Origin of the sequence: Heyndrickxia acidiproducens DSM 23148, from assembly GCF_000374345.1 — a bacterium.
Classification (GTDB): Bacteria; Bacillota; Bacilli; order Bacillales; family Bacillaceae_C; genus Weizmannia; species Weizmannia acidiproducens.
The window spans coordinates 1-13781 of sequence record NZ_KB894007.1 but is presented as its reverse complement, the minus strand read 5'-3'; the positions used below and the strand labels follow the sequence as shown (position 1 = coordinate 13781).

Here is a 13781-nt window from a genome sequence, read left to right as displayed (position 1 = left end):
AAATTTTATCCTTCTATACGGGCAGCAAGATACTTAAAGAACGGTACAAATAAAACGCATTCATTTTTTTAAAAATTTTATAAAAAAGGGGTACCAATTTTTTAAATCCTGTTATATAATAAAATCACGTTATAAATATTGTAATATAACAGTGAAAGGGAGTGAATGAATGGAAACCAAAACACAGGGTATCACCGTAACGGGATCCATCCATGAAGGATATGATAAAATTCTATCCTCTGACGCATTACAATTTTTAGAACAGCTTGAAAGGCATTTTGGCGGCAGGCGGCTCGAACTGCTGGAAAACCGCAAAAAGCGCGATGAAGAAATCAAATCCGGAAAACTGCCGCACTTTTTGGAAGAAACATCATCCATACGCCAGGCTGACTGGACGATTGCGCCGCTTCCGGAAGATTTGCAGGACAGGCGCGTGGAAATTACCGGGCCGGTCGATCGCAAAATGATTATCAATGCCTTAAACTCCGGCGCGAAAATGTTCATGGCCTGCTTTGAAGACGCCACTTCCCCAACCTGGGAGAACATTATTGAAGGCCAGATCAACCTGCATGATGCCGTGAATCGGACCATTTCTTTCAGCGGCCCGAACGGAAAAGCATACAGTCTGAAGAAAGAAACCGCCACCCTGATTGTCAGGCCGCGCGGATGGCATTTGGAAGAGAAACATATTTTAGTAGACGGAAAACCGATGTCCGGCAGTTTTGTAGACTTTGGGCTTTATTTCTTCCACAATGCCCGCACACTTGCCGCAAATGGAACAGGCCCGTACTTTTACCTGCCGAAAATGGAAAGCCATCTTGAAGCCAGGCTCTGGAACGATGTCTTTGTTTTTGCACAAAAGTACATTGGTATTCCAAAAGGTACGATAAAAGCTACAGTGTTAATTGAAACGATCATGGCTGCATTTGAAATGGATGAAATTTTATATGAATTAAAAGAGCATTCAGCAGGCCTGAACTGCGGCCGTTGGGATTATATTTTCAGCTATATTAAAAAATTGCGCAGCCAGCCGCAATTCATTACCCCGGACAGGTCTTTAGTAACGATGACGGTTCCCTTTATGCGGGCCTACTCGCTGCTTACCATCCAGACCTGCCACCGCAGAAATGCACCGGCAATCGGGGGCATGGCTGCACAGATTCCGGTAAAAGGAAATCCGCAAAAAAATGAAGAAGCATTCCAAAAGGTCAGGGCAGATAAGGAACGGGAAGCACGGGACGGCCATGATGGCACATGGGTAGCGCATCCGGGGCTGGTGCCTGTTGCACTGGAGGCATTCAACCGGGAAATGCCGGAGCCGAACCAGATCCATTCCGGCAAGCAGAAGGACTTGAAAGTGACAGCTGAAGACCTGCTGACGGTGCCGGAAGGAGAAATTACCGAAAAAGGCATCCGTGAAAATATCTATGCCGGCATCCAATACATTGAATCATGGCTGCGGGGAAGAGGAGCTGTTCCGATTTCGGACTTAATGGAAGACGCAGCCACTGCAGAAATTTCCCGCGCCCAGCTTTGGCAGTGGATCCGCCATCCGAAAGGGGTACTTGCGGACGGCCGGAAAGTAACTGTCGAACTGTATGATGAGTTGAAAGCGGAAGAGCTGGAAAGAATCCGGCGTGAAGTTGGTGAAGCATTTTACCATTCAGGCCGTTTTGAAGAAGCCGTACAGTTATTTGACCAATTAATCAAAACCGATGATTTTACCGATTTTCTGACATTGCCGGCTTATAAATTACTGGGTTAATCGAATCGATAGAACCGGTAACAGGGAAACCGGCAGGATCAGCGAATAACGGTATCATTATGAAATTGGGGAAAAAATGGAAGCAACGAGCGGCAAATGCGTCTTCATCGGCCTTTTGCAGCATCGTTTATAATATGATCAAAACTGGGAGGAATTTTTGATGGGTAATGAAAAAGCGCAAGCACTTCAACGTAGCTGGGAAAAAGATGAAAGATGGCAGGGCATCACCAGGCCGTATTCGCCGGAAGATGTGCTCAAACTGAGGGGTTCTGTCCAAATTGAGTATACATTGGCAAGAAGGGGTTCAGAAAAGTTCTGGAACATGCTGCACACCGAAGATTACATCCATGCATTGGGTGCTTTAACAGGAAATCAGGCCGTCCAGCAGGTCAAAGCCGGATTAAAAGCGATTTATTTAAGCGGCTGGCAGGTGGCTGCTGATGCAAACCTGGCCGGGCAAATGTATCCGGACCAAAGCTTGTATCCGGCCAACAGTGTGCCGAATGTGGTCAAACGCATTAACCAGGCCTTGCAGCGTGCCGACCAGGTCCACCATGTTGAAGGGAATGACCGCATCGACTGGTTTGCACCCATTATCGCGGATGCCGAAGCCGGTTTTGGCGGCCCGTTAAATGTTTTCGAACTAACAAAAGCGATGATCGAAGCCGGGGCATCAGCGGTCCATCTGGAAGACCAGCTTTCTTCCGAGAAAAAATGCGGCCACCTTGGCGGGAAAGTGCTGCAGCCGACACAAACGGCCGTACGCCATTTGATTTCCGCGCGCCTTGCCGCTGACGTGTTGGGCGTACCAACTGTCATTATTGCGCGCACGGACGCCAATGCGGCAAACTTGATTACAAGCGATATCGACCCGTATGATGCACCGTTTATTACCGGGGAACGGACGCCGGAAGGATTTTACCATACCAAAGCAGGGCTTGACCAGGCGATCGCCCGCGGCCTGGCCTATGCGCCATATGCCGATTTGGTCTGGTGCGAAACATCTGAGCCGAATCTTGAAGAAGCACGCCGCTTTGCAGAAGCCATTCATGAAAAATTCCCTGGCAAACTGCTGGCCTATAACTGCTCGCCTTCCTTCAACTGGAAAAAGAAACTCGATCAAAAAACGATTGCGAACTTCCAGAAAGAAATTGCGCGCATGGGCTACAAGTTCCAATTTGTCACGCTTGCCGGTTTCCATGCATTAAACCACAGCATGTTTGAGCTGGCCCGCAATTACCGCGATCGCGGCATGGAGGCCTACTCCGAAATGCAGCAGGCGGAATTCGCCAATGAACAATACGGCTACACGGCCACCCGCCACCAGCGCGAAGTCGGCACCGGCTATTTTGACGAAGTATCAATGGTGATTTCGGGAGGAACGTCTTCCACGACAGCACTCGAGGGATCAACAGAACAAGCCCAATTTACAACAACACGATAAATAGTGGATGCAGATTTTTCAAGGCGCCGGAAGCTGTAAAGATTTCACCGGAAAAGCAAACAAAAAAACTGTGCGTTGGGTTACAACGCACAGTTTTTTAATCAGTTATCTTTTAAATCCTCGATTGAGTTGATCTTCATATAGGTTGGAACGGCTAACCCTGTTCTGACGCCTTCCATACTTGGGCCAAGGTCTTCAAATTTTCCTTCATATTTTTTCGCATAAGTGGCGTGTGTCAAAGGAAGCCATGCAGCTAATGTTGCATCCGCACTTCCGTCAGCAATGGAAGTCCACATCGGCCCTGCTTCAACTTGAGTTAATTTCACTTTAAACCCTAAGTTTTTCAGCACTTGTGCCATGACATGATGGCTGGCAATTTCACTGTCCCAGGCAACATAAACAAGTTTAATAGCATCTCCATTTCCGCTTTTAACACCTTTTGTCCACTCTTTCACTTTGTCGGGATTATTTTTGACCCATTCCTTCGCAGCTTCTTCAGGTTTTTTTCCATCCTGAATGCTGACCATTACTTTGCCCATATCATCCTCGGTCCAGTTAAATTGATTGAACACCTTATATGCTTCCGGATGATCCGCCTTAAACCCTTTGCGTGTAATGGTATGAATTTCTTCAGCATCTCCGTAGACTTTTTTAGGATCGTCTAAATACTTTAATTTGTATTTTGAAAACATCCAATGTGGCGTCCACCCGGTGATAATGATGGGTTCTTTCTTATCATAGGCTTTTTTAAGTGCCGCTGTCATCGCGGCGCCGGAACCGGAAACGAGCGTCCAGTTATCAAGTTTGTAATCTTTAAGCGCTTTGTCCGTTGCTTCCATAATCCCTGCGCCAGGGTCGATGCCAATAATCTTATGGTCGACACTTTCCCCTGCGGATTCATTTTTCGCATTTGATGAACTGGATGAAGTACTCCCGCAAGCCGTTAAACTGATGGCTAAAAGGGCTGAAGCACCCATTCCCAAGATTTTTTTCCACATATTAAGCATTCCTCTCCTTTTTTCTTGCACCAATATTTTGTGAAATTCTGTCCAGCGCCATTGCCAAAATTACGATCGCAACCCCGGCTTCAACACCAACCCCTGTCTTTAATTGTGTGACAGCCCGGTAGACTTCTTCCCCAAGTCCGGGCGCACCTACCATTGAGGCAATCACGACCATGGATAAAGCGAGCATGATACTTTGGTTAATCCCTGTCATAATGGTTGGAGCCGCTAATGGAAGCTGGACTTTTGATAACCGCTGCCAAGTTGTGGACCCAAATGCTTCGGTTGCTTCGACAATATCTCCGGGAACCTGTTGAATGCCCAAAATGGTAAGCCGGATCGTCGGCGGCATGGAGAATATGACTGAGGCTACGACCCCTGGAACAACACCGATATTGAAAAAGAAAATAGCAGGCAGCAGGTAGACAAACGCGGGCATTGTTTGCATAAAGTCTAAAATCGGTAAAATGATTTTCCTGACCAATTCCTTTTGAGATGCCCATACGCCAAGCGGGACACCGATTACGATTGAAATGACAACGGCTGTGATCACAAGGGCCAGCGTATCGAGCATTGCATTCCAAAATCCGAGGTAATCAATAAAAAGAAAACCAATGAAGGTAAAAATGGCGATGCTTCTCTTGGACATCCACCATGCCAACAGAGAGAGGATGATGGTAAGAACAACAGGCGGGACCACAGCTAAGCCGGTTACGATACCGCCTACTGTACTTTCAACAAAATTGGCAACATGGTCAAATGCGCCGCCATAACTCATGGTCAGCCAGTCCAGAAACGTGTCGATCCAATCCGCAAAAGGAAGTCTCGGCAGTTTATCCATTCATTTCACCTCCCAAAACAAGGGGTTCCGAATGAACAGAGGTGATATTCCCGGCTAATGCGCCAATTAATGCACCTCGAATAATAATGCCACGCATACGCCTATTTTCGTCTACAACAGCAACAGGAATATTTGCACTGGAAACAATATCAAACAAGTCTGTCAGGAGTGTTTCTTGTGATACCATGGTGATGTCTGTATCAACCACCTGGTGTAAAGGAGTGCCGTTTTCTGCAGCAATTTTAGCATCTTGTGCAGTAACAGCGCCGATTAAGTGGTGTTGTTTATTTACGACATAGATAGAGGAAATTCCTAAGTTTTTCATAAGCGTAAGGGCCACCATTGGTCCTTTTTCCAGCTGCACGGTTTCAGCGCGTTTCATAATATGGCTTGCGGTTAATACTTTCGAAAGATCGACATCTTCGACAAATCTTTCCACATACTCATTAGAAGGGTTCATCAAAATTTCTTCAGGTGTACCGATTTGGACAATGTTCCCGTCTTTCATTAAAGCGATCCTGTCGCCAATGCGCAGTGCTTCATCCAAATCGTGTGTGATGAAAACAATTGTTTTTCCGACCGTATCGTGGAGATCCAATAATTCATCCTGCATATTTTTGCGGATGAGCGGGTCTAATGCACCGAAAGCTTCATCCATCAATAAAATATCCGGATCATTCGCCAGAGCGCGTGCCAAGCCAACCCTTTGCTGCATACCGCCGCTGAGTTGGGCTGGATATTGATTTTCAGAGCCTTGCAGTCCAACTAATTTTAGCGCTTCTAAGGCTTTTTTTGTGCGTTCCTCCTTTTTGGCGCCTTGGACTTCCAATCCATATGCAGTATTTTCCAAGATGGTACGGTGGGGCAACAAGGCGAAGTTTTGAAAGACCATGGTCACCTTTTTGCGGCGCAACTGCCGTAATGCTTCCTTATTCATCTTCGTTATGTCTTCACCGTCAATGAGAATTGATCCTTTTGTTGGTTCAATCAAACGGTTGACCATGCGAACGAGAGTGGACTTTCCGCTTCCGGATAATCCCATAATGACAAAAATTTCTCCGCTCCTGACTTGAAAGGAAGCCTGGCTAACACCAACTGTTGTCCCAAGCGCTTGAAAAATTTCTTTTTTGCTTTTGCCGGCCTTTAACATCGCCAAAGCTTTTTTTTCGTGCTTACCAAAAATCTTCGTAATTTGGTTGACTTCTATTTTTATGTTTTCTTGATCCATTCTTTCCCCCCTCAAAAATTACGCCTGCTAACTATTCTAAATGATAAAAAATGAACAATCAAATGCGTAAATTCCCAATATTTCGTCCGTGTGATGCGTACAGTTTAAACTGTACAAACAAAACGCTGGATTGCTTACTATTCCTCCCCTATCTTGCGGAATGCTCTGCTTTCAGTTATCTTTACAATTCAGTGGTTAATCGGTACTCTATAATTTAGTATAGTCATGAATGAGGTGCATTCGTTAATGGATGATGATCGGCAGAAATTGCTCAAAGCCAGGGAACGCGTAACGGAAGCGATCGCACAAAACATGAATCTTTATGGGGTGACCCCATCAGTCGGAAGGCTTTACGGAATGATGTATTTCCATAATGAACCTTTAACATTAGATGAAATGAAACAGGAACTTGGAATGAGTAAAACGAGTATGAGTACATCCGTCCGGACACTGGTTGATTTAAAAATGGTGGAAAAGATTTGGAAACGGGGTGTTCGCAAAGACCTTTATCTGGTTGAAGAAGACTGGTATCAAACTTTTATCAACTTTTTCACGATTAAGTGGAGAACAGGCGTGCATATGAATATCCAAGCGATCCAAAGATCCTTGCAGGAATTGCGGGAATTAAGAAACAAAGATCATTTAAGCGAAAACCTGGCACATGAAATAGATATTGATATAGAAAAACTAAACAATGCCCTGGACTACTATGATTGGGTAGATCGTTTAATCGGCAGCTTCGAATCAGGTGAAATTTTTAAGTATATTCCGCGGAAATAGTTATGGGTATAAGCATTAAAGTATATGCGCCCACTTGCTTAAAGATGCATTTTTCTGCTATGATCAATAGTATTGCAGGGTTCGATATTTGATGGAGGTGAAGGGTTATGCCTAATATTTCAAAAGAACAGGTAAAACACGTAGCAGACTTGGCGCGCCTTGAAATGGACGAAGCCGATATTGAAAAATTCACAACACAGCTGGGCGATATTATTCATTCTGCAGAAAGCTTGAATGAGCTCGATACAACCGGCGTGCAGCCGACAACCCATGTGCTTCAGATCCGGAACGTGATGCGTGAAGACAAGATCGAAAAAGGCCTGCCGCGCGAGCTTGTTTTGAAAAATGCGCCTGAACACCAGGACGGGCAAATTCGCGTACCGACAATTGTAGAATAAGGAGGGGAAACCATGTCACTATTTGACCACAAGATCTCTGAACTCCATGAGTTTTTACATAATAAAGAAGTAAAGGTTTCCGAGCTTGTCGGCGAAGCCTATCAAAAAATTGAAGAAACCGACGGCAAAGTAAAAGCTTTTTTAACATTAGATGAAGAAAGAGCACAACAGACAGCCAAAGCGCTTGAAGACAAAATTGGCACAGCGGAATCTGGGCAAATACTGTTCGGAATGCCAATCGGGATTAAGGATAATATTGTCACGAAAGATTTGCGGACGACTTGTGCCAGCAAAATCCTGGAAAACTTTGATCCAATTTATGATGCGACCGTAATGGAAAAATTACATAAGCACCATACCATTACAATTGGGAAGTTGAATATGGACGAATTTGCGATGGGATCTTCCACGGAAAACTCCGCATTCCAAATCACCCATAATCCATGGAATCTTGATACGGTCCCGGGCGGCTCCTCAGGCGGTTCGGCAGCAGCTGTTGCAGCCGGCCAGGTTCCATTTTCGCTCGGATCCGACACGGGCGGTTCGATCCGACAGCCGGCCGCCTTTTGCGGGGTTGTCGGCATGAAACCGACATACGGCCGTGTTTCCCGTTTCGGCCTTGTGGCGTTTGCTTCATCTTTGGACCAAATCGGGCCAATCACCCGTACGGTGGAAGACAACGCCTATCTTTTACAAGCAATTTCGGGACTTGATCCGCATGATTCCACTTCGGCCGATGTCGAAGTCGCAAATTATGTACAAGCTTTAACCGGAGACGTAAAAGGATTAAAAATTGCGGTGCCAAAAGAATACCTTGGCGAAGGTGTCAAAGAAGAAGCGCGCCAGTCTGTCCTTGATGCTTTAAAAGTATTGGAAAAACTTGGCGCCACATGGGAAGAAGTATCGCTGCCGCATTCCAAATACGGGATTGCGACTTACTATTTGCTGGCATCATCTGAAGCTTCTTCCAACCTGGCGCGGTTTGACGGGGTCCGTTACGGCTACCGTTCGCCAAATGCGAAGAACCTTGAAGAGCTGTATAAACTCACCCGTTCGGAAGGATTCGGCGAAGAAGTCAAACGCCGGATTATGCTTGGAACTTTTGCGTTAAGTGCTGGCTACTATGATGCTTACTACAAAAAAGCCCAGCAGGTCCGCACCTTAATTAAAAAAGACTTTGATGATATTCTTGAAAAATATGATGTCATCATCGGGCCGACAACGCCGACACCTGCTTTCAAAATCGGTGAAAACGTTGACGATCCGTTAACGATGTACGCCAATGATCTGTTAACGATTCCGGTCAACCTCGCAGGCGTTCCGGGGATTTCCGTACCATGCGGGTTTGCAAACGGGCTGCCGCTCGGCCTGCAAATCATCGGCAAGCATTTTGATGAAAGCACTGTATACCGCGTTGCCCACGCATTTGAACAGGCAACTGATTTCCATAAACAAAAACCACAATTGTAAGGGGTGAAAAACATGAACTTTGAAACAGTGATCGGGCTTGAAGTCCACGTTGAATTAAAAACGAACACGAAAATTTTTTCGCCGGCGCCAGCACATTTCGGAGCGGAACCAAATACAAATACGAATGTGATTGACCTCGGTTACCCGGGCGTTTTGCCGGTATTAAATAAAAGTGTTGTGGATTATGCCATGAAAGCCGCAATGGCACTCAATTGTGAGATCGCAACCGAAACAAAATTTGACCGCAAAAACTATTTTTACCCGGATAATCCAAAAGCGTACCAAATCTCGCAATATGACAAGCCAATCGGCGAACACGGCTGGATTGAAATCGAAGCAGACGGCAAGAAAAAGAAAATCGGCATTACCCGCATCCATATGGAAGAGGACGCCGGAAAATTGTCCCACGCGGCTTCCGAAGGGTATTCCCTTGTCGATTTGAACCGCCAGGGCACACCGCTGATTGAAATCGTCTCGGAACCGGATATCCGCACGCCGGAAGAAGCCTACGCCTACCTGGAAAAATTAAAATCAATCATCCAATACACCGGTGTGTCTGACTGTAAGATGGAAGAAGGCTCGCTGCGCTGCGATGCTAACATTTCCATCCGTCCGGTCGGCCAAAAAGAATTTGGCACAAAGACAGAGTTAAAGAACTTAAACTCATTTAACTATGTGCGCAAAGGTTTGGCATTTGAGCAGGAGCGCCAGGAAAAAGTGCTGCTCGCAGGCGGCGTAATCAAACAGGAAACACGCCGGTTTGACGAAGCAACGGGCAAAACCATTCTGATGCGTGTCAAGGAAGGGTCGGATGACTACCGCTATTTCCCGGAACCGGATCTTGTCGATTTGTATATCGATGATGCCTGGAAAGAACGGGTCCGCGCTGAAATTCCGGAACTGCCGGATGAGCGGAAAAAACGCTACACCGAAGAACTCGGGCTGCCTGATTATGATGCAATGGTCTTAACGCTGACAAAAGAAATGTCCGACTTCTTTGAAGCAACGATTGCTGCCGGCGCCGGCGCAAAGCAGGCATCAAACTGGCTGATGGGCGAAGTGTCCGCCTACTTGAACGCCGCCCAGAAAGAACTGGATGAAATCGCCTTAACGCCGGAAAGCTTAGCCGGCATGATCAAATTGATCGAAAACGGCACGCTCTCTTCGAAGATGGCGAAGAAAGTATTCCGCGAACTTGTTCAAAAAGGCGGCGATCCGGAGAAAATCGTCAAAGAAAAAGGCCTTGTCCAAATTTCCGATGAAGGAGAGCTGTTGAAGTACATCACTGAGGTTCTCGATAAAAACGAGCAATCCATCATTGACTTCAAAAACGGAAAAGACCGGGCACTCGGCTTCCTTGTCGGCCAAGTAATGAAAGCGACAAAAGGCCAGGCCAATCCGCCAATCGTCAACAAACTGCTGATCCAGGAAATGAATAAACGCTAAACCCCAAACCAAATGGATCCCGTAATCACGCGGGGTCCCTTTAATGTGGGGTGGGGTTGGGCATCCACCCGGTAAGATCACGCCGCCTGTTTTTCTGTCAGGCAGCCCGTCTGAACTGCAGCTTTTTGATTCATGGGAAGGAAGAACGGTTTTTCAAACATTTCCACATCCCCTTTAAGCGAACGTCTTTTGTTTGAATCCATCATATATGCAAAATCCTTACCAAAGCAATTGAGCTGTGCTATGATAGATTTGTAAATGAATTGAATTGGGGAAAAAGTTAGAAAAGCACAGCGGCAGCCGGTATGAAAAAAGCCGATTCAGCCCGCACGCTGAATCGGCTCTGTTTCATCATATTCCATTTTTGATTAGTCGTTGTCGTTTGATCTGCTTCTTGCGTTACCGCCTTTTTCCCCAATTTCCTTGTAGAAATCTTTATCATGGTTATCGGAAGTGGCTTCTCCGCCTTTACGTCCGATTTCCTGATAAAATTCCTTATCGTGTTTATCGGAGGTCGTTTCTCCGCCTTTTTGGCCAATATCCTGATAGAATTCTTTGTCATGGCTGTCAGCTGTGGCTTCTCCGCCTTTTTCGCCGATTTCCTGATAGAATTCTTTGCCATGTTTATCAGCGGTCGTTTCTCCGCCCTTTTGCCCGATTTCCTGATAGAATTCTTTATCATGGCTGTCAGCTGTAGCTTCTCCGCCTTTACGTCCTGCTTCTTCTACTGTCATTTTCTTATCTTTGTCTGCCATTTAACACATCTCCTTTGTTCAAAAAGTATTAGCATCGCTTACGTTAATATATATACCACGGTACTATGAAAATAAACTTATTTACTGTTTTCACCTTGAAAACCCGCCATGCGAACCAATTTCCCGGTTCCGCTGCAATGACTTGTTTTTACTAAAAAGGGGATAGACTTTTTAATCAAACATCTTTCCCAATGGCGGCTTATCCTTTTTAAAGCAATAAAGGATTTTCCCATTCTAAAAGCGAATCAGATAACAAGAAGATTTTCGAAAAAGGGAGGCAAGAAAATGGAAGGTGTGGCAGATGCTTATATCCATTATTTAAAACTTGACCGCGAACAGCCGGGAATCAATTATCTGCAGCGGCTGATTCAAAATCATCTTTCCTATATCCCCTACGAAACATTCAGCAAGTTTCACTATTTCCAGGATGGCAACTATATCCCCTCCTTTGAAACCTTTGTCCGGAATCTATGGGAAAAAGGCTGGGGCGGTACTTGTTTTACCCTGAATATCAATTTTGCGCGGCTATTAAAAGCGCTCGGTTTTGAATGCTCGCTGGTCCGCGTTGTGCCCGGACATATTGCGCTAATGGTTCTCCTCAACGGCAAGAAACTGTACGTGGATGTGGGCTATGGGTCTCCAATTATGAAACCGGTAGAATTGGAAGCAAAGCGGCAGCATATCCTTCACGGTTTTGGCGAGGACATTATTTTCACACAAGCCGCAGTTGGCCGTTTTGAAGTGGATCGCCGTTCAAACGGGAAATCCTTCGTCAAAAAAACCATTGAATGGGTACCGTTGTCTGAAGAAAATATCAACCAGGATATCCAGGCATCGTATAATGACGACAAGACGAATGAAACCATGCGCAGAGTGACCGCAGTACGTTTCAACGGCCGCGAATGCTACTATTTGCGCGATACCTCTTTGAAAATCATGAACTACCGGAATATCCGCGAAGTTCAGATGAAAGATTTTACACGCTGGAAAAATGTAATTCAGGAAGTCTACCAAATCGAAGAAGAATCATTGGCCGAAACTGTGGAATTCCTTCAACAGCGCGGTGTCGGCCTATTTGGCAATCAAACCGGTTCCGCCTTCACCGCAGCACATAGAAACGGCGGCCGCGGGAAAAGCTAAAGCCGCTGCCATATCAGAACAAATGCTTCATCATCGCACAGGAAACCTTCTTCCGGATAAGCTGGAACTGGATTTTTTTATGAAAAAGTTGTATGATAATTCGGTAGATGCGTGGAGAGTAGATCGGCGTTTCTCCATGCTGAATGAACGGACAAACCTGCGGGCAGTTTCCGCCATTTGGACTTTTTTGTTAAGCCTGTAAATGGAGGGGCTGCCCGTTTGCTTACATGAGTGGTTGGCATTCGTACATATTCGTGTAAAGGAAAACATATAAGGATGATTTTTTATGAAACGAGCAAGAATTATATACAACCCTACATCCGGACGTGAAGCGTTTAAACGCCATCTTTCCGACGTTCTCCAGAAACTTGAAATGGCCGGCTACGAAACATCCTGCCACGCGACAACCGGGGCGGGGGATGCGATTAAAGCAGCCAAGAAAGCAGTGGAGCGCCGCTTTGACATTGTTGTTGCAGCAGGCGGGGACGGTACGATCAACGAAGTGGTCAACGGCCTGGCCGAACAGGATTACCGGCCGAAACTTGGCGTCATCCCAATGGGTACGACAAACGACTTTGCCCGCGCCCTGCAAATCCCGCGAGATGTCGGGGCGGCAACCGACATTATTGTCAAAGGAGACACAATTCCGGTCGATATCGGCAAAATGGACAACAAATATTTTATCAATATCGGCGGCGGCGGACGCCTTACCGAATTAACCTATGATGTTCCAAGCCGTTTGAAAACGATGCTCGGCCAGCTCGCCTACTATCTGAGAGGGATCGAAATGCTGCCGTCAATCCGCGCGACTGAAATGACAATCGAATATGACGGCAAGCTTTTTGAAGGCGAAGCGATGATGTTTCTGATCGGCTTAACCAATTCTGTCGGCGGTTTTGAAAAACTGGCTCCGGATTCTTCCATTAATGACGGCTTGTTTACTTTGATGATTTTAAAAAAAACCAACCTGGCCGAATTTATCCGCGTGGTTACAATGGCTTTACGCGGTGAACATATCAACGACCCGAACCTGATATATACGTCGGCCAGCCGGGTAAAAGTAAAATCGTCAGAAAAGATTCTCCTTAATCTGGACGGGGAACTCGGCGGTGAAGCACCGGCCACATTTGAAAACTTGTACCGCCATCTCGAAGTCTTTGTGCCCATTGATAACATCCGCCCGCAGGATAGAATTGAGTAACACTGAACGCTAAATGCCTGTTTGAGTGGAATTTTTTCTGGAATGTCTTTGATAACGGGAAGAAGGCTAATAAGAAGCGGGAAATCCGGACAAACAGAATGGATGAACGCCATCTGGATTAAAAAAGCGGTGCCAGATGCAGTTCATAAGCGGAATGAACGTTACCTGGGTAAAAAAGTCCATGGCCAATGCAGTTCATAAGCGGTGTGAACGCTATCTCGGTAAAAAAATCCGTGCAAATGCAGTTCATAAGCGGAATGAACGTTATCTCGGTAAAAAAATCCGTGCAAATGCAGTTCATAAGCGGAA

13 protein-coding genes are annotated in these 13781 nt (G+C 45.9%); 8 read left to right on the top strand and 5 right to left on the bottom strand.

The annotated features are described in order from the left end of the window. Positions 1 to 169: 169 nt before the first annotated feature. Together aceB and aceA are read left to right on the top strand one after the other, a co-directional pair. Positions 170 to 1765, top strand: a complete 1596-nt coding sequence (gene aceB / locus C232_RS0112135) for a malate synthase A (RefSeq protein ID WP_018664433.1) — start codon at positions 170 to 172, stop codon at positions 1763 to 1765. Between the two features lie 160 nt (positions 1766 to 1925). Further along, positions 1926 to 3209 (top strand): isocitrate lyase, encoded by a 1284-nt coding sequence (gene aceA / locus C232_RS0112130; protein WP_018664432.1) that lies wholly within the window; start codon positions 1926 to 1928, stop codon positions 3207 to 3209. A gap of 101 nt (positions 3210 to 3310) precedes the next feature. Here the strand turns inward: aceA and C232_RS0112125 are convergent, their stop codons facing one another. The 3 genes from C232_RS0112125 to C232_RS0112115 are packed head-to-tail and all read right to left on the bottom strand — an operon-like array spanning position 3311 to position 6282. Next, positions 3311 to 4207, bottom strand: coding sequence for a glycine betaine ABC transporter substrate-binding protein (locus C232_RS0112125; protein ID WP_018664431.1), 897 nt, complete (start codon positions 4205 to 4207; stop codon positions 3311 to 3313). A 1-nt stretch (position 4208) separates the two neighbouring features. Then, complete coding sequence (locus C232_RS0112120; protein ID WP_018664430.1) at positions 4209 to 5054, bottom strand: ABC transporter permease; 846 nt, start codon at positions 5052 to 5054, stop codon at positions 4209 to 4211. Continuing rightward, entirely contained in the window at positions 5047 to 6282 is a 1236-nt protein-coding gene (locus tag C232_RS0112115; RefSeq protein WP_018664429.1) for a quaternary amine ABC transporter ATP-binding protein, read from the bottom strand. The genes C232_RS0112120 and C232_RS0112115 overlap by 8 nt, the downstream gene beginning before the upstream one ends. 246 nt (positions 6283 to 6528) lie before the next feature. Between C232_RS0112115 and C232_RS0112110 the strand changes: the two genes are divergently transcribed. The 4 genes from C232_RS0112110 to gatB all read left to right on the top strand — a co-directional run bounded on the left by C232_RS0112110 (position 6529) and on the right by gatB (position 10376). Next, the gene (locus C232_RS0112110) at positions 6529 to 7062 is read left to right on the top strand and encodes a GbsR/MarR family transcriptional regulator (RefSeq protein WP_018664428.1); all 534 of its coding nucleotides are present in this window, start codon (positions 6529 to 6531) and stop codon (positions 7060 to 7062) included. Between the two features lie 107 nt (positions 7063 to 7169). Next, a complete protein-coding gene (gene gatC / locus C232_RS0112105) occupies positions 7170 to 7460 on the top strand; it encodes an Asp-tRNA(Asn)/Glu-tRNA(Gln) amidotransferase subunit GatC (RefSeq protein WP_018664427.1) in 291 nt (96 codons plus the stop codon). Positions 7461 to 7472: 12 nt separating this feature from the next. Next, complete coding sequence (gene gatA, locus C232_RS0112100; protein ID WP_018664426.1) at positions 7473 to 8930, top strand: Asp-tRNA(Asn)/Glu-tRNA(Gln) amidotransferase subunit GatA; 1458 nt, start codon at positions 7473 to 7475, stop codon at positions 8928 to 8930. 12 nt (positions 8931 to 8942) lie between these two features. Next, complete coding sequence (gene gatB / locus C232_RS0112095; protein WP_018664425.1) at positions 8943 to 10376, top strand: Asp-tRNA(Asn)/Glu-tRNA(Gln) amidotransferase subunit GatB; 1434 nt, start codon at positions 8943 to 8945, stop codon at positions 10374 to 10376. Between the two features lie 77 nt (positions 10377 to 10453). Here gatB and C232_RS20380 read toward each other — a convergent pair whose 3' ends face one another. Together C232_RS20380 and C232_RS0112085 are read right to left on the bottom strand one after the other, a co-directional pair. Beyond that, the gene (locus C232_RS20380) at positions 10454 to 10582 is read right to left on the bottom strand and encodes a hypothetical protein (RefSeq protein ID WP_018664424.1); all 129 of its coding nucleotides are present in this window, start codon (positions 10580 to 10582) and stop codon (positions 10454 to 10456) included. Positions 10583 to 10744: 162 nt separating this feature from the next. Continuing rightward, positions 10745 to 11131: a con-10 family general stress protein gene (locus C232_RS0112085; protein WP_018664423.1), complete on the bottom strand. Its 387-nt coding sequence runs from the start codon at positions 11129 to 11131 to the stop codon at positions 10745 to 10747. Positions 11132 to 11416: 285 nt separating this feature from the next. Between C232_RS0112085 and C232_RS0112080 the strand changes: the two genes are divergently transcribed. Together C232_RS0112080 and C232_RS0112070 are read left to right on the top strand one after the other, a co-directional pair. Further along, positions 11417 to 12271 (top strand): arylamine N-acetyltransferase, encoded by an 855-nt coding sequence (locus tag C232_RS0112080; protein ID WP_018664422.1) that lies wholly within the window; start codon positions 11417 to 11419, stop codon positions 12269 to 12271. Positions 12272 to 12557: 286 nt separating this feature from the next. Beyond that, positions 12558 to 13472 (top strand): diacylglycerol kinase, encoded by a 915-nt coding sequence (locus C232_RS0112070; protein ID WP_018664420.1) that lies wholly within the window; start codon positions 12558 to 12560, stop codon positions 13470 to 13472. Positions 13473 to 13781: the final 309 nt, after the last annotated feature.